General features: G+C 61.0%; 15 protein-coding genes. 3 read left to right on the forward strand and 12 right to left on the reverse strand.

Translation table 11 applies throughout. The features are described 5' to 3' along the window. Positions 1 to 35 precede the first annotated feature (35 nt). The 5 genes from BSU04_RS39560 to BSU04_RS39580 form a co-directional block, all read right to left on the reverse strand. Complete coding sequence (locus tag BSU04_RS39560; protein WP_256983815.1) at positions 36 to 1,484, reverse strand: hypothetical protein; 1,449 nt, start codon at positions 1,482 to 1,484, stop codon at positions 36 to 38. Continuing rightward, the gene (gene mutS, locus BSU04_RS39565; RefSeq protein WP_179258603.1) at positions 1,471 to 4,092 is read right to left on the reverse strand and encodes a DNA mismatch repair protein MutS; all 2,622 of its coding nucleotides are present in this window, start codon (positions 4,090 to 4,092) and stop codon (positions 1,471 to 1,473) included. The genes BSU04_RS39560 and mutS overlap by 14 nt, the downstream gene beginning before the upstream one ends. 404 nt (positions 4,093 to 4,496) lie before the next feature. Beyond that, positions 4,497 to 4,694 (reverse strand): hypothetical protein, encoded by a 198-nt coding sequence (locus BSU04_RS46030; protein ID WP_144021498.1) that lies wholly within the window; start codon positions 4,692 to 4,694, stop codon positions 4,497 to 4,499. After that, on the reverse strand, positions 4,691 to 4,879 hold the full coding sequence (locus BSU04_RS39575) for a hypothetical protein (RefSeq protein WP_089165650.1): 189 nt from the start codon (positions 4,877 to 4,879) through the stop codon (positions 4,691 to 4,693). Before BSU04_RS39575 ends, BSU04_RS46030 begins: the two co-directional genes overlap by 4 nt. After that, positions 4,876 to 5,202, reverse strand: coding sequence for a hypothetical protein (locus BSU04_RS39580; protein WP_089165651.1), 327 nt, complete (start codon positions 5,200 to 5,202; stop codon positions 4,876 to 4,878). Before BSU04_RS39580 ends, BSU04_RS39575 begins: the two co-directional genes overlap by 4 nt. Positions 5,203 to 5,730: 528 nt before the next feature. Between BSU04_RS39580 and BSU04_RS39585 the strand changes: the two genes are divergently transcribed. Continuing rightward, the gene (locus tag BSU04_RS39585; RefSeq protein ID WP_089165652.1) at positions 5,731 to 6,882 is read left to right on the forward strand and encodes an IS110 family transposase; all 1,152 of its coding nucleotides are present in this window, start codon (positions 5,731 to 5,733) and stop codon (positions 6,880 to 6,882) included. Positions 6,883 to 7,674: 792 nt separating this feature from the next. On the opposite strand, the gene BSU04_RS39590 is transcribed toward BSU04_RS39585, so the two are convergent. The 3 genes from BSU04_RS39590 to BSU04_RS39600 all read right to left on the reverse strand — a co-directional run bounded on the left by BSU04_RS39590 (position 7,675) and on the right by BSU04_RS39600 (position 10,542). Beyond that, positions 7,675 to 8,043, reverse strand: coding sequence for a DUF883 family protein (locus BSU04_RS39590; RefSeq protein WP_089165653.1), 369 nt, complete (start codon positions 8,041 to 8,043; stop codon positions 7,675 to 7,677). Between the two features lie 139 nt (positions 8,044 to 8,182). Next, a complete protein-coding gene (gene lplT / locus BSU04_RS39595; RefSeq protein ID WP_089165654.1) occupies positions 8,183 to 9,481 on the reverse strand; it encodes a lysophospholipid transporter LplT in 1,299 nt (432 codons plus the stop codon). Between the two features lie 260 nt (positions 9,482 to 9,741). Beyond that, positions 9,742 to 10,542, reverse strand: coding sequence for an inositol monophosphatase family protein (locus tag BSU04_RS39600; protein ID WP_089165655.1), 801 nt, complete (start codon positions 10,540 to 10,542; stop codon positions 9,742 to 9,744). A 337-nt stretch (positions 10,543 to 10,879) separates the two neighbouring features. Here BSU04_RS39600 and BSU04_RS39605 point away from each other — a divergent pair, with 337 nt between their 5' ends. Both BSU04_RS39605 and cysE read left to right on the forward strand, forming a co-directional pair. Beyond that, complete coding sequence (locus BSU04_RS39605) at positions 10,880 to 11,695, forward strand: RNA methyltransferase (protein ID WP_089165656.1); 816 nt, start codon at positions 10,880 to 10,882, stop codon at positions 11,693 to 11,695. A 274-nt stretch (positions 11,696 to 11,969) separates the two neighbouring features. Further along, entirely contained in the window at positions 11,970 to 12,758 is a 789-nt protein-coding gene (gene cysE, locus BSU04_RS39615) for a serine O-acetyltransferase (protein WP_089165658.1), read from the forward strand. A gap of 55 nt (positions 12,759 to 12,813) precedes the next feature. On the opposite strand, the gene BSU04_RS39620 is transcribed toward cysE, so the two are convergent. The 4 genes from BSU04_RS39620 to BSU04_RS39635 all read right to left on the reverse strand — a co-directional run bounded on the left by BSU04_RS39620 (position 12,814) and on the right by BSU04_RS39635 (position 15,828). Continuing rightward, on the reverse strand, positions 12,814 to 13,617 hold the full coding sequence (locus tag BSU04_RS39620; RefSeq protein ID WP_089165701.1) for a UDP-2,3-diacylglucosamine diphosphatase: 804 nt from the start codon (positions 13,615 to 13,617) through the stop codon (positions 12,814 to 12,816). A gap of 8 nt (positions 13,618 to 13,625) precedes the next feature. Continuing rightward, on the reverse strand, positions 13,626 to 14,123 hold the full coding sequence (locus BSU04_RS39625; protein ID WP_031363941.1) for a peptidylprolyl isomerase: 498 nt from the start codon (positions 14,121 to 14,123) through the stop codon (positions 13,626 to 13,628). Positions 14,124 to 14,273: 150 nt separating this feature from the next. Beyond that, complete coding sequence (locus BSU04_RS39630; RefSeq protein WP_031363942.1) at positions 14,274 to 14,855, reverse strand: peptidylprolyl isomerase; 582 nt, start codon at positions 14,853 to 14,855, stop codon at positions 14,274 to 14,276. A 106-nt stretch (positions 14,856 to 14,961) separates the two neighbouring features. Further along, complete coding sequence (locus tag BSU04_RS39635) at positions 14,962 to 15,828, reverse strand: tetratricopeptide repeat protein (protein WP_089165659.1); 867 nt, start codon at positions 15,826 to 15,828, stop codon at positions 14,962 to 14,964. Between the last annotated feature and the right edge of the window lie 306 nt (positions 15,829 to 16,134).

A 16,134-nucleotide genomic window follows, 5' to 3' on the forward strand; every position in this document is an offset into this window, starting at 1 on the left:
TGTTTCATTTCGCGCCGGTTGATTCGTGGGCGGGTTTATTGGCCCGTGCCTGTACCCGATGCACTGCTCGCAGGACTCGCCGGCATTGGCAGGATCGGCGGCAGGTTCGCGGGCGAGTTCAAGTTCAGCGTCGGCGGCGCTGAAGACGCGGGCGTGCCAGTGTCCGGTTGAAGCACCCGCGCGGAGTGTTGCATTTGCTGCGAGGGTTGCACTGGCTGCATCTGCTGGAAAAACGATGAAGGCCCAGGGGTCTCGTTTTCAACGCCGGGTATCGAAGAAGGCGAGGAGGGCGACGAATAGGGCGACGGATAGGGCGATGAAGCAGACGAAGGGGCAGGTGCCGACGATGGTATCGACGAAGACGCGGACACGGCAGGGGCGGATGCCTGGCCGGGTGCCACCGGCCGCACGATTACGTCGCGTACGCGCACGCGAAAGGGCGGCCGCCATGCGAAATCGGACTCCACTTCCAGCCATTGCGACTGCGGTTTCTTCAACCCGATCTCGATGCGCGTCAGATTGGCCACCACGGTGCCTTTGTCGTTGCGCAGCGGCTGGTCGATGCGAAAGCCCTTGGGTATCGGCGTATCGGACATGTGGATCACGATCACGGGTCCGCGAAACAATTCGGCGGCTTTGACAAGGCTGCGCTTGAGTTCGAGGAAACCATCTCGCGGCGTGTCGCCGCGAGCAAAGTGCAGCCACGCGAAACGATCGCGACGCTCGTAACGCGCGAAGTCGGGGTTCCCCTGCAGGATCACGACGACCGCGCGCATCTCCGAACGTCTCGCGGTTTCAACTGCATGTTCCAGCCAGAATGCGTTGGCGACAGAGCGGTCCTCGAATTCTCCGTTGCGCCCACCCGCGCTCAAATAGTGATTGTTCGGCGCGGGCGCGTTCAAGCCAATGAACGCAACACCGTCGGTTTGCCATCTGACATTTTCGCGGAACGGCCGAAAGCGCGCGACATCGCTTTCACGGATCACGTTCATGGGCGCCTGCCCGAGCGAACTTGAGTCGCCAAAGAACAACTGGCGGATGAAATCCAGTCGCTCGACCGGATCGTAACTGCCCGCTTGCGCGAGACCGCAAGATGCCCAGTCGCTGCCGCCGGGGAGCAGGACGACCGGTTTGCGGGAGCTATTGAAGATTTGCTGACGTGTGTCATACAGCGAATCACGGCACGGTTCCGTTTCGCCCTTGAGGTCGCCGTCGTAGACGACAAACGACGTGTTCCGTTCTTGTCCGATGGCTTCGAGCAGATGCTGGAGCGCAGTTTCTCCTGCGGGCTTGTCGAGTACATTCGACGCGATTGCAAATGTCAGTGGCGTAAGCGGCGCGAGCGGCGGCGCTTCAGCTTGGGCGCGCTGCGGTCTTCCGGCCAAGAGGAAGAGGGCGCTTAAGCAAGTAACGACGACGCGGGTGCGCACCATGCGTCGCGCGCCCGGCCAGTCGGCGGCAAACTCCGCCTTAGCGCGACGCATCCGGAGCGTTCGACGCCAGCTCATGTAGTTCGTAGAGCAGATCGAGTGCGTCACGTGGGCGCAATTCGTTTGGATCGATTGCGCGCAGCCGGTCCAGCGCGGGGTGCGGCTGCGCTTCGACCGGTTCGTCACGTTCGCGGGAGTCAGGCATCTCAACAACAGGCGCGGCGAACAGATCGAATTGCGGCGACGGCTGGCCGATCGACTGCTGCTCCAGATGAGCCAGGTGTTTCCTTGCAGCCTTGATAACAGCCGGCGGTACGCCTGCCAGTTGCGCGACCTGCAAGCCGTAGCTCTGGTTCGCCGGTCCTTCGCTCACCGCGTGCAGGAACACAATGCCGTGATCGTGTTCGACCGCCGACAAATGCACGTTTGCTGCTTGAGCAAATTCCGCCGGCAGCTGCGTCAGTTCAAAATAATGCGTGGCGAACAACGTATGGCAGCCGTTATGCGAGAGCAGATGCCGCGCGATAGCCCATGCGAGCGCGAGACCGTCGAAGGTGGACGTCCCGCGGCCGATCTCGTCCATGAGCACCAGGCTCGACGGCGTGGCGTCGTTGAGAATAGCCGCCGCTTCCGTCATCTCGACCATGAATGTGGATCGGCCGCCGGCGAGGTCGTCGGCGGCGCCGATACGCGTGAAGATCCGGTCGATGGGTCCAAAGCATGCGCGTTTCGCGGGCACATAGCTGCCTACATAAGCCAGTAGTGCGATCAACGCGGTCTGTCGCATGAACGTGGACTTACCGCCCATGTTTGGCCCGGTGATCAGCAGTAGCTTGCGCTCGGTATTCAGGCAGCAGTCGTTGGCGATGAACTGCTCCACCTGCGCTTCCACCACCGGATGCCGCCCTTGCTCGATATCGATGCCTGCGTCGCCCGCGAATGCCGGGGCGATCCAGTCGAGCGCGAGCGCCCGTTCCGCGAACGCGCCAAGCAGGTCGAGTTCGGCAAGCGCAGCCGCTACGCGCTGGCAATCGCCAATGTGCGGCAGCAGCGTTTGGAGCAGTGCGTCGTAAAGCAAACGCTCACGGGCCAGCGCCCGGTCCTGTGCGGACAGCGCCTTGTCTTCGAAGGTCTTCAACTCCGGCGTGATGTAACGCTCGGCGTTTTTCAGTGTCTGGCGACGGCGGTAGTCATCGGGAACCTTGTCCGTCTGGCCGCGCGTAACCTCGATATAAAAGCCGTGCACCTTGTTGTACTCGACCCGCAGGTTCGCGATACCCGTTCGCGTGCGCTCGCGCGTTTCCAGGTCGATCAGGAATTGGTCGCAGTTCTCGGAGATGTCGCGAAGCTCGTCCAAGTCCGTGTCGTAACCGCGCGCGATCACACCACCGTCGCGAATCAGCGCCGCGGGTTCGGCCGCGATTGCGCGGGTCAGCAACGCGAGGCATTCCGGCGGTGGCTCAAGCGATACATCGATACGTTCAAGCGATGCCGCATTCATCTTCACGGCAGCAAGCCGTTCGCGCAGTTGGGGGAGTGCCGCGAAGGTATCGCGCAGGCTGGAGAGATCGCGTGGCCGGGCCGACAGCAGCGCCAGCCTTCCCGTAATCCGTTCGATGTCCGAAATCTGCCGCAAAGCTGCGCGCAAACCGTCCAGACTCGCGGTTGCGGGTGCGTCGAGCAATGCGCCAATTGCACGCTGCCGGCTTTGCGCGATAGTGAAGTCGCGCGGCGGATGATGCAGCCAATGCCGCAGCAGACGGCTGCCCATGGTCGTGCAGCACGTGTCCAGCAGTGAGCACAAGGTGGGAGATTCCGTGCCGCGCAGGGTCTCCGTCAGTTCGAGATTACGCCGCGTGGCCGGGTCGAGGCCGATGTACTCCGACTCGTACTCCACCTTCAGGCTGCGCACGTGCCGTAGCTGCTGGCCCTGGGTGGCGGCCGCGTACAGCAGCAGCGCGCCAGCGGCGCCGCACGCGCAGGTCAGCGAGTGCGCACCGAAGCCGTCGAGGCTGGCGACATCGAGTTGCTCACGCAGACGTTGCGTGCCCGAGTCGATATCGAAATGCCACGCGGGCGCACTTGTTGTCGCCCCTACGTTCGGCACTTCAAACGGCGCGTTGGTCGTAGAAAACGAGTCGGCGATCAGCGTTTCCGCCGGGCGAATGCGCTCGAGCGCCGCGCTCAATTGGTTGGGCGCGACTTCGGCGAGGCGCAATGCGCCGCTCGCCAGGTTCAGCCACGCCAGGCCGACGCTCGTGACCACGCCTCGGCGGTTATGCGCTGGGCAGAGCGCGAGCAGGAAGACGTCGTTTTTGTCCGAGAGAAGCGCGGCATCAGTCAGCGTTCCTGGTGTGACTACGCGCACGACCTTGCGCTCGACCGGTCCCTTCGATGTCGCCGGATCGCCGATCTGCTCGCAAATAGCGACGGATTCGCCAAGTTTCACGAGCTTCGCCAGGTATTGCTCGCACGAATGATGGGGGATGCCGGCCATCTTGATCGGGTTTCCGCCTGACGCCCCGCGTTGTGTGAGCGTTAAATCGAGCAGGCGCGAAGCTTTGACGGCGTCGTCGAAGAATAGCTCGTAGAAGTCGCCCATCCGGTAAAACACGAGCGTGCCGGGGTGCTCTCCTTTGATGCGCAGATACTGCTGCATCATGGGGGTATGGTGCGACAGATCGACAGCGGCGCCGGGTTCCTGCGCGGCGGGGCCCAAGTCTTGAGCGGTAGACGAAACGGAGATATGCGTACCCATCTTGCGTGCGTGAATGTGCGAAAGTCCTAAGGGCACGAGTGTACCGCGTCGGCTCGCCGTGGGAATGTCGGCAGAATGGCTAACGTGGGACCGGGCGCAATTTCCAGTTGTGCAGCCAATACCGGGGACCCATTACAAAATGACGTCCAGACGAGCAAAAACGCCGGATGTGCCGGCGTTTTTGTTTTATCGGGGACCTCGTGCAAAACCGATCATGATCGCTCAGCCAGGACCCGGACCCGCAGGTCGGGTCCGCCGGCAGCGCCAAGGAAGGGATGCTCGTCGAAACGGCGGCGTTGTGCCATGAGTCACATTACCCTTTGTACTATCGCTTCGGCGCCAATTGCCGTAGCCGTCGCAAGCGCGAGGCTTACCTCGGAATGGATCAGATAGTCGGCTTTCACGCGGGCATCGATCAGTGGACGGAGTTTTTTACTGAGCGCCTGGGAGACAAAATAGTTGTCAATTTGTTTGCTGCAGGTCGGATTGGCTAACTGCGCGATCAACTGCTGATGGCGTCCTCGCGCGGTGCCCACCGATCCTGGCGCGGGAAGGGCATTGTGAAACGCATTGGCAGCATGAAATGCGCCGTAGTACGCGCGACTGCAACCGCGCGATACTGCGGCTCGCCTAAGGCCTGCTTCAGCAACTCAGCAGCGCAGTCGACCAGTTCTCGGGGCGTGGAACTCAAGATGCCGCCGCTTCAAAGACGACGTCGAACGCGACGTTCTTGTTGATGCCCGCTTTGTCTTCTTCCCTCGCTAATTCCACGTTCATGTCGAACGCTTTTTTGGCCCCCACGGGGACCGCGAAAGAATAAGTGACGCCGCTGAAAAAATCGTCCGCGGACGTTACGAGCACTGATCCGTTCGGCGGGATTTCATGGCGCCGAAGGACGACGCCTGCTACGTCGAGCTGCCGCCCAATCTGCTGATCCGACATTCCGGCATGACGAAGAATGGCGTTAGCCTGCATGACTTCCTCAACTTGATTCTCGTCCCATTTGATGCGCATCTCTCTAGCCCTCTCGATGAACGAGGCTGCTTGCGCAATCGCGCCCGCCTTATAGAGCCGGCCTCGAGCAGCAGTGTGAAGTAACCTGTTTCCGGATTTCCTATAGCCGCATAAAGAGTCTGCGCGACTGAAAACCTGCCTAGATTTAACCGGTTTATCATCCAGTTTTCGCGGTTTGACCCCGAGTTTCCCAGTCGAACGCTGTTCGCAAAAGCGATTTCAGTTCCTGCCACGTCTCCAGCGAGACCTTTCCATGCGCCGGCTGCTTCCCAGGCAGCGCATGCGTCCACCTTCATCAATGAATCGATCTCGCTCTTGATCTCCCGCCATTCGCACACGAGAGGCGTCAATTGCGATGAGTTGAAGTAGTGCGAAGTTGTTGCCTGGAGCGCGTTGATCCGGTCAAAAATTTGCGCTGTCTTTGGTTGGGTTATCGCTTTCATTAGATACTATGGAAGGTCAGCGAGAGTAAGCCCCTTGGAGTAAAACGGAGGATTCGGATACCCGTTTTTCGAAAGGAGCACGGAAATGGATGCGCCTGTCACGGCCCTTCAAGGGCAACATACAACGATCATCGGGCGGCTGTACGTCGCCTTCGAATTGGGCGATAAGAGCTGGAAGCTGTCACTGGGCGACGGTGTGCGCGCGCCGAGCCGGTGTACGGTGGTGGCCGGCGATACGGCGGCGGTCGTGACCGCGATCGCGAAAGCCAAAGCCCGCTGCCATCTAGGCGCTGATGCTCCCGTGTGCAGTTGCTATGAGGCCGGGCGAGACGGCTTCTGGCTGCACCGCTGGCTGAGCGGACAAGGGGTCACCAACCTCGTAGTTGACCCGGCCAGTATCGAAGTGAACCGGCGGGCACGCCGTGCGAAGACGGATCGGCTCGACAGCGACAAGCTGCTGTCGATGCTGATGCGCTACCACGCGGGTGAACGGCGGGTGTGGGCGGTCGCGAGGATCCCAACGCCCGAGCAGGAGGATGAGCGGCGCGTGCATCGGGAACTCGGGCGTCTGCGGCAAGAGCGCACCGCCCACAGCAACCGGATCCGTTCGCTGCTGGTGTTGCACAACTTGCGGGTCGAGCGCATCGGTGGGCGCGCATGGGCGCACTGGTGGGCTCAGCAGGCCGGGCAGCTGTTACAAGGTTTGCGCTCCGAGATTGAACGCGAGTTCGAGCGGCTGTCGCTTGTTGCCAAGCAGATCAGGACGCTTGAGACGCTGCAGGAGCGTCAGGTCCACAGCGGTGCGCAACCCGCGATCGCGGTGCTGTCGAGGCTTGCGGGTATCGGCACCGGAAGTGCGTGGACCCTGGTCAAGGAACTGTTCGGCTGGCGGCAGTTTCACAACCGCCGTGAAGTCGCCGGCTGCCTGGGCCTGGCGCCCACGCCTTACGCAAGCGGCACCAGCGAAGTCGAACAGGGCACCAGCAAGGCCGGCAACAAACGGGCGCGATGGCTGATGGTGGAACTCGCGTGGAGCTGGCTGCGCTTCCAGCCGGCCAGCCAGCTGAGTCAGTGGTTCAAAGAGCGCTTCGCGGGAGGCGGCAAGCGCGTGCGACGCATCGGCATAGTGGCGCTTGCGCGTCGTCTGTCGATCGCCTTGTGGCGCTATCTGGAACAGGGCGAGATTCCGCTCGGGGCAACACTTAAGCCACCCGGCAGCAACACGATTGCAACCTGAGCGGCGAATGATGATCGATGACACGGCTTGAGGGTCGACGCGCCCGGACAGTAAGAGGCTTGCCCGTCGGGCAAGCGTAGTTTTAGATGGGGCGCGTCGGTAACGGAGTGGTTCCAGCGCTCTGCGCATGCGGTATGAGGTGACCGGCCTGGCGCCGGCACGGATAGAAGTTGGTCCGGGGCGGTTACCCGGACATCAGACACTCCGACCTGATTCGTGTTGAAGTTTTTATTTATAAGAAGGATTCCGAACTTGAATCAGAAATCCTTTGCTGTGCGAGTTGTCCACCGCCGGCCAGCGTCGTGGTCGTGACAGGCGACCCGCTGGTCGGCCGTGGGCAACTCTCAGCACCCTCACATGGAGGTGACTGACCCACGGAAAACAGATCACCAAAGGGCTTGACTTCCAATGCCCCATAGAAGTCCTACTGTGCTGACGTCAGGAGCGTACGCTGGTTGGGGATTCTTCGCCTGTCAAACTACGACGTGTGAAGAAATAAATTTTTTACTTAACCATGCAAATTGTTGTTGACAGCTTCCACGGGCGACCGATCAAGTATTGGACGTATTGAAGTGTTGCCGGCGTGTGGTCGTTCGAACGCTGAAGTGCCAGGACATGAGCCTACCGCCTTGGGTCAACGCGGTAACCCTGACTGGATGGCTAACGCTTGCCGGAAGTAATTTTTCGTCGACTATGAGGCCGTTAAAAGGCGTACGCCCAAAAGCAAAAACGCCGGCATGCCGGCGTTTTTGCTTTACCTCAGATCGATCATCGAATTTAACGCAATACCGATCAGGATCGTCCCGCCAGAAATCCGACCAGCAGCGCGAGTCCTGCCACCGCGCCGAGCGTATGCCACGGTTTGTCGTGCACGAATTCGTCGGCGTAACCGGCGGCGTCGTTCAACCGTCCGGCAATGGCCGAAGACGATCCGTCGAACTGGGCACGCGCCGTTTTCAGCTTGGCCTGCAAGTCTTTGCGCAGCTTGTCCACGTCGATGTCCTTCGCATCGCGGATTGAACTGTCGAGATCGTCGAGCAGGCCGCGCAACTGCGTGCTCGCGGTATCGACCGCGTCGCTTGCGCCCTGAACCGCGCGATGGCCCACTTTGGCCGCGCCATTGATGTTGCTATCGAGTGTGGAACGTGTGAACAGACCCATTTGCAGCTCCTTTGACGTGTCGTTTGTTTAATTCAACCCGCGCAATCCGCGTTTCAACCCAGCACTCCGCGAAGCGCGCCTCGTTTGCCGGCCGAACAATGCATGCAGCAGATTTCATTCCCGCACTCTGATCACACCGTCATTCTTCAACCAACGCGCCCAGATCCACCGTCCGCTCATTGCGCGCATGGCGCCGCATGGCAAGCCACATCATCACGCAGATAAAGACGCCGAACACCACAATAATCCATTCCACGGGCAGGTTGGTCGTCAGCAGAAGCGCGTACGCGCCGAGCATCGACAAAACGGCGAGGTTCTGGTTGAAATTCTGAACCGCGATGGATGCCCCGGCGGACAGCAGCGTCGCACCGCGATGCTGCAGGATGGCATTCATCGGCACGATGAAAAAGCCCGACAGCGCACCCAGCAGAATCATCAGCGGATACGCGCCCAAAATATAAAGTGGAACAAACAGCGGGCCGATATGCACGCCTGAACCCGACGGAAACAGGTCCTTGTTGTAGAACGCCATGCCGACAGCCACAGCACCCGTCACCACGCCGATCGGCAGGACCTTGAGCGAACTGCGCAACGGCACCCACGCGGCGGCGGCACTTGCGCCGATCGCAATACCGAGCCCCGTCACACCCTGCAGCACCGCTGCTTTTGATAACGACAAACCCAGGTTCGCCGCCGCCCATTTGAGTACCAACAGTTGCAAGGTAACCGCCGCGCCCCACAGCAAGGTGGTGACCCACAACGCGATCTGCGCCAGCTTGTCGCTCCATAACACCTTGAATGCATGGATGAAATCGCCGACGAGCTTTGACGGTTCCTTCAGCCGGTTAGGGTATCGCGCGCCGGTATCCGGAATGCCGATATTGATCACCGCGGCCGCGGCATAGACGATCATGACGGCGAACATGGCGGCGTCTGCGGCCGAGCGGATCAGCACGAAATGTGCGCCGCCAATGAAGTGCTGCACGTACTGGCTGACCAGCGCACCGCCGATCACCGTGCCGAGAATCGTCGATCCAACTGTTGCCGATTCAAGCCACGCGTTGGCCGGGATGAGCTTTTCGGGCGGCAAAAGCTCGGTGAGGATGCCGTATTTCGCTGGGGAATACGCGGCGGCGCCGAGACCGACCACGCCGTAAGCGATCATGGGGTGCACGCCAAGGATCATCAGCGCGCAGCCACCGGCCTTCAGCGCGTTGGAGACGAACATGACATAGCGTTTCTGGATGGAATCGGAGAATGCACCCACGAACGGCGCGAGCAGCACATACGATACCGTGAAGAAAATCTGCAACAGCGGCGTGACCCACGACGCGGAATGCATCACCGAAAGCATCGCTATGGCGGCGATCAGCAGCGCGTTGTCGGCGAGCGACGAAACGAACTGCGCTGCAATGATCGTATAGAAGCCTTTTTTCATTAGACGGAGAGGAACGGCGGCAGAAAGGGGGAGGAATACCGCGAACGGCGAGCAGGACACTTTAGCGGAGCCGGCGGCGGCGCGCAGAAATGCGCGGGGAGCGTCAGGCTTTCGGACGCCCGCAGCGCGTTTCGGCAAGCGTACGAAAGCCAGGCCGAAGCCGCTGCGACACCGCGTACGGAATGGGGCTCCGCCTGCTCAAACAAAAAAGGCGGCCGCAGCCGCCTTTTTCAATCGTTTTTCAACCGCTTTTTCAACCCCTAGGCGCTTTGGCGCGTGGTGGTGAAGGGATCGAGGATCTTGATCATCTGCGCGTAGACCTTCGGATTGCCCGCCACGATCTCGCTCTTGTGCAAGAAATCCGATTCACCGGTGTAGTTACCCACCAGACCGCCCGCTTCGGTGATCAGCAGGCTGCCCGCCGCCACGTCCCATGCGTTGATGCCTTGCTCGAAGAACGCATCGAGCCGGCCTGCGGCCACATTCGCGAGATCCAGCGCGGCGGCGCCGGGGCGACGCAAGCCGGCACAGGCTTCGGTCATCTGCGAGAAGAGCTTGCAATATGCGTCAAGCCCCGCGCCGTCGCGGAACGGGAAACCCGTGCCGACGAGCGCGTCGCCGAGGCGATCCAGTTTTGCCACGCGAATGCGCCGCTCGTTCAGATAAGCGCCGCTGCCGCGCGACGCAGTGAAAAGGTCGTTGCGAGTGGGGTCGTACACCACCGCTTGCGTGATGATGCCCTTGTGGGCCAGCGCGATGGAGACGCAGTAATACTGGAATCCGTGGATGAAGTTGGTCGTGCCGTCGAGCGGATCGATGATCCACTGGAACTCCGAGTCTTTGTCCTGCACGCCGGATTCCTCAGCGAGGATGGAGTGCTTCGGATAGGCGGTGGTCAGCGTTTCGATAATCGCTGCCTCGGAAGCCTTGTCGACTTCCGTCACGAAGTCGTTATGCTGTTTTTTGCTGACCTGGATGCGGTCCAGGTCCAGCGACGCGCGATTGATGATCTGTCCGGCGCGGCGAGCGGCCTTGACAGCAATATTGAGCATCGGATGCATGAAAATAGTCCTTTGGCCGGCGGCTGCGCTCCACGCACGCGCGTGAAGTCTCAACCCCGAACGGAAAACTGCCCCAGCCAGCGGGCAAAAACGACGTGTGTCGACGGCAACGAATTGAAGAAGAGCGGGGCGCGTGCCTTCTTTGAACTGCAATAGCGCCGGATTACAGCGACTTGCAACAGCGGACACGCGCGAACGGGCTATTTTACCCGAGTCGGCCGCCGGCGCGTGGCGTGCGAGCAGCTTATGTCGCCGGATAAGTCGTCGGATAGGTCGCCGGATGGGCCGCGCGGCGATACCATGACGTTTCTTTCAACCTTCCGGCAAGTGTTTCCCCTTGGACCTGAACCCCTCATCACACTCCCCGGATCGCCCAGACGACGCTTTTGCGTCAACCCGCTTCGTGCTGGTCGAGCCGAGCCATCCCGGCAATGTCGGCGCGGCGGCGCGCGCGCTCAAGACGATGGGATTTTCCCGGCTGGTCGTCGTCGCGCCAAAAATCGCGTTCGTCACGTGCGAGCCGGAAGCGATCGCGATGGCGAGCGGCGCCGACGACGTGCTCGCGTCGGCGCAAGTTGTCGAAACACTCGCCGATGCCCTGACGGGCGTGCATTGGTCGATCGCGTTGACGGCGCGTTCGCGGGAATATGGGCCGCCGCAGATGGCGCCGCGCGCCGCTGCAGAGAAAGCCTGCGAGTTCGTGGGGCAGGGGCGCGGCGGAAATTCGGGCGCCATTGCGCTGGTGTTCGGTAACGAGCGCGTGGGCTTGTCGAATGCCGACGTAGAACGCTGCAGCGCGCTCGCGCACATTCCGGCGAATCCCGCCTATAGCTCGCTGAATCTGGCGCAGGCGGTTCAGGTTCTGGCCTACGAGCTGCGGCTCGCGCTACTCGGTCACGCGGACGCAATGCCAGCCATTTTCGCGACGGCGGGCGCTGCAACGTCTGCCCCAAGCGCGTCCAGCGACGAGATAGAAGGGATGTACACGCATCTGGAACAGGCGTTAGTCACACTCGATTTCCTCGACCCGGCCAACCCGAAGAAACTGATGTCGCGGCTGCGACGGCTTTTTTCACGCTCGGGACTGGAGCACGAGGAGGTGAACATTCTGCGGGGTATAGCCAAGCATATTCTTCTGAAGATCAAGCAATAGGAAGATCTTAAGCGCGTCAAAATCGTAGGGAGGCAGTAGTTTTATGCCACCAGGCAAAGGCGAAGACAAGTCGCGCACCGCCCGCGTTTCGCCGCTCGCGCATCCGGTCATCAACGCCGACACACCAACCCCTGACCGCTTTGCCAGCGGGGGCATCGCAGCGAACTTTCACGGCTCGCCCTACAATCTGCGGAAATTGAACTATCGATTCCCGAATCCGTGCTGAGCCGCGCTTCCGAGAGTCGGCACCCTGGTCACCCACAGAGCTACTGCCATGTTTAATCGACTCCGCGAAGACATCGCCGCCATCCGCGAGCGCGATCCGGCCGCCCGCAGCGCCTGGGAAATCGTGACGTGTTATCCGGGCTTTCATGCTGTCGTCCTGCACCGGATTGCGCACGCCTGCTGGTGCGAGGGCTGGCGCTGGCTCGCTCGATTTGTCTCACAGTTCGCGCGTTTCATGACGGGCATCGAGATCCATCCCGGCGCGACGCTTGGACGGCGGGTGTTCATCGATCACGGTATGGGCGTGGTGGTCGGCGAAACAGCGGAAATTGGCGATGACTGCACGATCTATCAAGGCGTAACGCTTGGCGGCACGTCGCTCGCGCGGGGCGCGAAGCGGCATCCAACGCTTGAGCGCGGCGTGATTGTCGGGGCGGGCGCGAAAGTGCTCGGCGGGTTCACGGTTGGTGCGCAAGCGAAGATTGGTTCGAACGCGGTCGTGGTGAAGTCGGTTCCGGCGGGCGGAACGGCGGTGGGCAATCCGGCGCGCGTGGTCATGCCGGCAGCCGTCAAACCCGCGCAAAAAGAGTCCGGCGTGCCTGAGCGCGCGGCGTTCTGCGCATACGGCATCACGCCGAACGCCGACGATCCCATGTCGCTTGCCATCCACGGCCTGATCGATCACGCGTCTACGCAAGCGCATCGCGTGGACGAAATTGTTGCGGCGCTTGAGAAACTAGGCACGCGCATAGATGCGATCAGCGGCGTCGAGAACGCCGCGTTCATCGATCTGAAGCGTCTTTCCGATGCAATGAAAGGCGAAGTAGCACGGCGCTGAAAGCAAGGGCGGGTTTCCATCGGGCATTGGCACGAAAGAAACCGGCCGTTTGAGTTCACTCCAGCGGCAACGCCCGAATACCTTCGGCGTCCACGCGCAGATATCCGCCGCGTGGCTCGCCGTGATCCAGTTCCCAATCCGGCATGACCCAGCGAACGCCATCGGTTTCCCGATGATGCGCGGGCAAATGCGTATGGCCGTGGATCATCGTGTGGGTGCCGGTGCTCGCGAACAACTGCGCCACCGCTTCGCGCGTCACGTCATATTTCGCCTGCGCCGGACGCATCCTTCCGTCTTCGCTGGTCGAGCGCATGCGCTCCGCAATCGATAAGCGCAGCTTCAACGGCAAGCTCAAGAAAAGTTGTTGCGCAACCGGGTTACGCGCAAACCGGCGAAAGCGCTGATACGCGGGGTCGGCGGTGCAGAGCGCGTCGCCATGCGCCACCACGATGCGCGTGCCGAACGCCGTGATAACGAATGGATCGGGCATCGGCAGTGCCCCGGCGGCCCGCATGAAACGCTTGCCGAGCAGGAAATCGCGGTTGCCGTGCATCACGTACAACGCAATACCGCGGTCGGACAAGGTATGCATCAACGCCGTCATGCGCCTCGCGAACGCGGCGCGTGGCCCGGGCACCGATTCATCCAGCACATCGTCGCCGACCCAGAATTCGAACAGGTCGCCGAGGATGAACACCGAGTCGGCATCGTTTGCCGTCACTTCGATGAAATGCTCGAACGCCGCCACCGTGTGCGCAATGGCGTCGCTCAAATGGAGATCGGAAATGAAAAACAGCGGGCGCGCTGTATCTTTCGCGCCCGCTGTTTCGGCTTTTTCTGTTCCGATCACGCTGTGCATCGAGTCGATCATTCCCCGGCGACGACAGCCTTTTCGATCACGACGTCATCCACCGGCACGTCCTGATGAAAGCCCTTCGAGCCCGTCTTGACCTTGCGGATCTTGTCGACGATATCGAGGCCTTCCACGACCTTGCCGAACACCGCGTAACCCCAGCCTTGCGGCGACGGCGACGAGTGGTTCAGGAACTCGTTGTCACCGACGTTGATGAAGAACTGCGCGGTGGCCGAATGCGGGTCGTTGGTACGCGCCATGGCGACGGAACCGTGCTCGTTCTTCAGGCCGTTGTTCGCTTCGTTGTCGATAGGTGCGTCCGTCGGCTTTTGCTTCATGCCCGGTTCGAAACCGCCGCCTTGGATCATGAAGCCGTCGATCACGCGATGGAACACCGTGTTGTCGTAGTGACCTTTCTTTACGTAGTTCAGAAAGTTTTCGACCGACTTGGGAGCCTTCTCAGTGTTCAGCTCGATCTTGATGATGCCGTGATTCGTATGCAGTTCGACCATGATGAGTTCCTTTCCTTTTCAAGAGTAGATGGAGCAATACGCGATGCGCACGGCGTATGCCTGCTTCAAGCGTGCTCGCCACGAAGGCGAGCGGCTACGACTTGTTCCCGACCTGGGTTTTGATACTTGCTTCCAGGTTGATGTCCCAGCTTACTTCCCGACGACGCTAGCCGACTGGATCACGACGTTCGTTTGCGGCACATCGCCCATTGGGCCGCGCGTCGTAGTCGGCGTGCCTTCGATCTTCTTCACTACGTCCATGCCCGCGACCACCTTGCCGAACACGGCATAACCGTTGCCGTCGCCATTGGGGTAATCGAGGCCGGTGTTGTCGACCGTGTTGATGAAGAACTGCGAGGTGGCCGAATCCGGATCGCTCGTGCGCGCCATGGCGAGCGTGCCGGTCGCGTTCTTCAGCCCGTTCTTGCTTTCAAGCGGAATGGGCGCGCGGGTGGGTTTTTCGACGAAGCTGGTGGTGTATCCGCCGCCCTGAATCATGAAGCCCGGAATCACGCGATGAAAAATCGTGCCGTTGTACTGGCCGGACTTTACATAGTCGAGAAAGTTGGCGACGCTTTTCGGCGCCTTCTCAGGATACAGCTCAACCTTGATGTCGCCTTGCGAGGTCTTGAGCAGTACGGTCGGGTGAGCAGCAGTCTGCGACGACTGAGCGAAGGCGGGCGCCTGGGCAATGAGTGCAGCGCTGCCGAGCGCCAACAACAAACTTTTCATGAGTAATCGATCCTCTGGTTGGAGCAGCTACGGGTGAAGACTTGTCGAACGTTCAAACATCCAGGTCCGTGGCCGACTGAACGTTCGATCCTGCCGGATCATCGAATTATGGATTCGTGGGCGCGAAGTAAGGCGTGGTCGAAAGCGGCACGCTGGGTCCGGCGAACGGCGAGTAAAGCGGCGACGACATGTCGTTGGACGTAGTGTCCGACGTGGTGCCCGACACCGGCGCCGTCCAGTCATTAGAGGTTGTACTCGACGAAGACGCGGCCGTTGCCGAGGACGCCGCCACCGGCGCCGAACCGGCGGACACATGCGAGGCACCCGACGCGGCCGCTGCAGCCGCGGCTTCCGGACGACGTCGCGGCGGCGGCGACACGATCTTCTGGATGTCGCCCACACGTTGCGCCGTCAACGGACTCTTCGATCCGAGCGCTTGCGCCCGCTTGTACGATTCGCTCGCGAGCCGCAAATACAGATCGCCGAGATTTTCGAACGCCAGCGCGTAACTCGGATTTGCCTTCGTCGCTGTTTCGAGGGCTACGCGTGCTTCGTCGTAGCGGCCCTTCTTGGCGTAGAGCGCGGCAAGATTGTTATAGGGCTCGGGCAGTTCGGGGTAGGCCTGGGTGAGCTCGGTGAACGCGGCAATGGCTTCGTCGTCCCGGTTCAAGCGCGCGAGTACGGTCGCACGCTTGAACTTCGCCTGCACGTCGCGCGGATTGGTCTTCAGGCGTGCGTCGAGTTGCGCGAGCGCGCTTGGCCATTGCTTCTGCGCAATAGCCAGGTCAATGGCGGGCGTGTCGTCCGCGGTGGCGGTGGAGACTTGTGCGAGCACCGGCGCAACTGGCAAAAAAGTCGCGCCAAGTCCGAATGTGACGGTTGCAAGGGCGGTCGCCGCTAGCTTGGCAACGCTTGATGCGCGGCCGCTTGAAGGTTTCATAGGCTCTGGTCTGGATGTTATACTCCGACCCATTCTAACAAAACGTCTGCAACGTTCCGCCGAACGTCCAGACAGTCTTTACGCCACTCGCGGCCGCCTCCGTTTTGATCGCAGCGTGACCGTCATGTTTCTCTTGATGGCGCGCACGGTTCCCAGCGCTTCAAGTTCGAAGCCGGGCCGGGTCAAACATGTTGAACGTGCTAAAACTTGCTGGAACGTGTCATATCGCTGATGTTCGCGTCGACGTCGTTTTCGTTGCTGGTCTCATTGTCGTTCTCGATGTTGCTGTCGTCTCACGGCTACCTGTAGCATGGGTCGCAGCAGTGCACAAAGCACCGT

It is taken from the genome of Caballeronia sordidicola (assembly GCF_002220365.1).
Taxonomy (GTDB): domain Bacteria; phylum Pseudomonadota; class Gammaproteobacteria; order Burkholderiales; family Burkholderiaceae; genus Caballeronia; species Caballeronia sordidicola_C.

Bases quoted from the DNA above. Each gene is read 5' to 3' on its own strand.
- BSU04_RS39560 (WP_256983815.1), bottom strand. From the start codon at position 1,484: ATGCGTCGCGCTAAGGCGGAGTTTGCCGCCGACTGGCCGGGCGCGCGA.
- mutS (WP_179258603.1), bottom strand. From the start codon at position 4,092: ATGATGCAGCAGTATCTGCGCATCAAAGGAGAGCACCCCGGCACGCTC.
- cysE (WP_089165658.1), top strand. From the start codon at position 11,970: ATGTTTAATCGACTCCGCGAAGACATCGCCGCCATCCGCGAGCGCGAT.
- BSU04_RS39585 (WP_089165652.1), top strand. From the start codon at position 5,731: ATGGATGCGCCTGTCACGGCCCTTCAAGGGCAACATACAACGATCATC.
- BSU04_RS39625 (WP_031363941.1), bottom strand. From the start codon at position 14,123: ATGGTCGAACTGCATACGAATCACGGCATCATCAAGATCGAGCTGAAC.
- BSU04_RS39590 (WP_089165653.1), bottom strand. From the start codon at position 8,043: ATGGGTCTGTTCACACGTTCCACACTCGATAGCAACATCAATGGCGCG.
- BSU04_RS39600 (WP_089165655.1), bottom strand. From the start codon at position 10,542: ATGCATCCGATGCTCAATATTGCTGTCAAGGCCGCTCGCCGCGCCGGA.
- BSU04_RS39635 (WP_089165659.1), bottom strand. From the start codon at position 15,828: ATGGGTCGGAGTATAACATCCAGACCAGAGCCTATGAAACCTTCAAGC.
- BSU04_RS39580 (WP_089165651.1), bottom strand. From the start codon at position 5,202: ATGCGCATCAAATGGGACGAGAATCAAGTTGAGGAAGTCATGCAGGCT.
- lplT (WP_089165654.1), bottom strand. From the start codon at position 9,481: ATGAAAAAAGGCTTCTATACGATCATTGCAGCGCAGTTCGTTTCGTCG.
- BSU04_RS39630 (WP_031363942.1), bottom strand. From the start codon at position 14,855: ATGAAAAGTTTGTTGTTGGCGCTCGGCAGCGCTGCACTCATTGCCCAG.
- BSU04_RS39620 (WP_089165701.1), bottom strand. From the start codon at position 13,617: ATGCACAGCGTGATCGGAACAGAAAAAGCCGAAACAGCGGGCGCGAAA.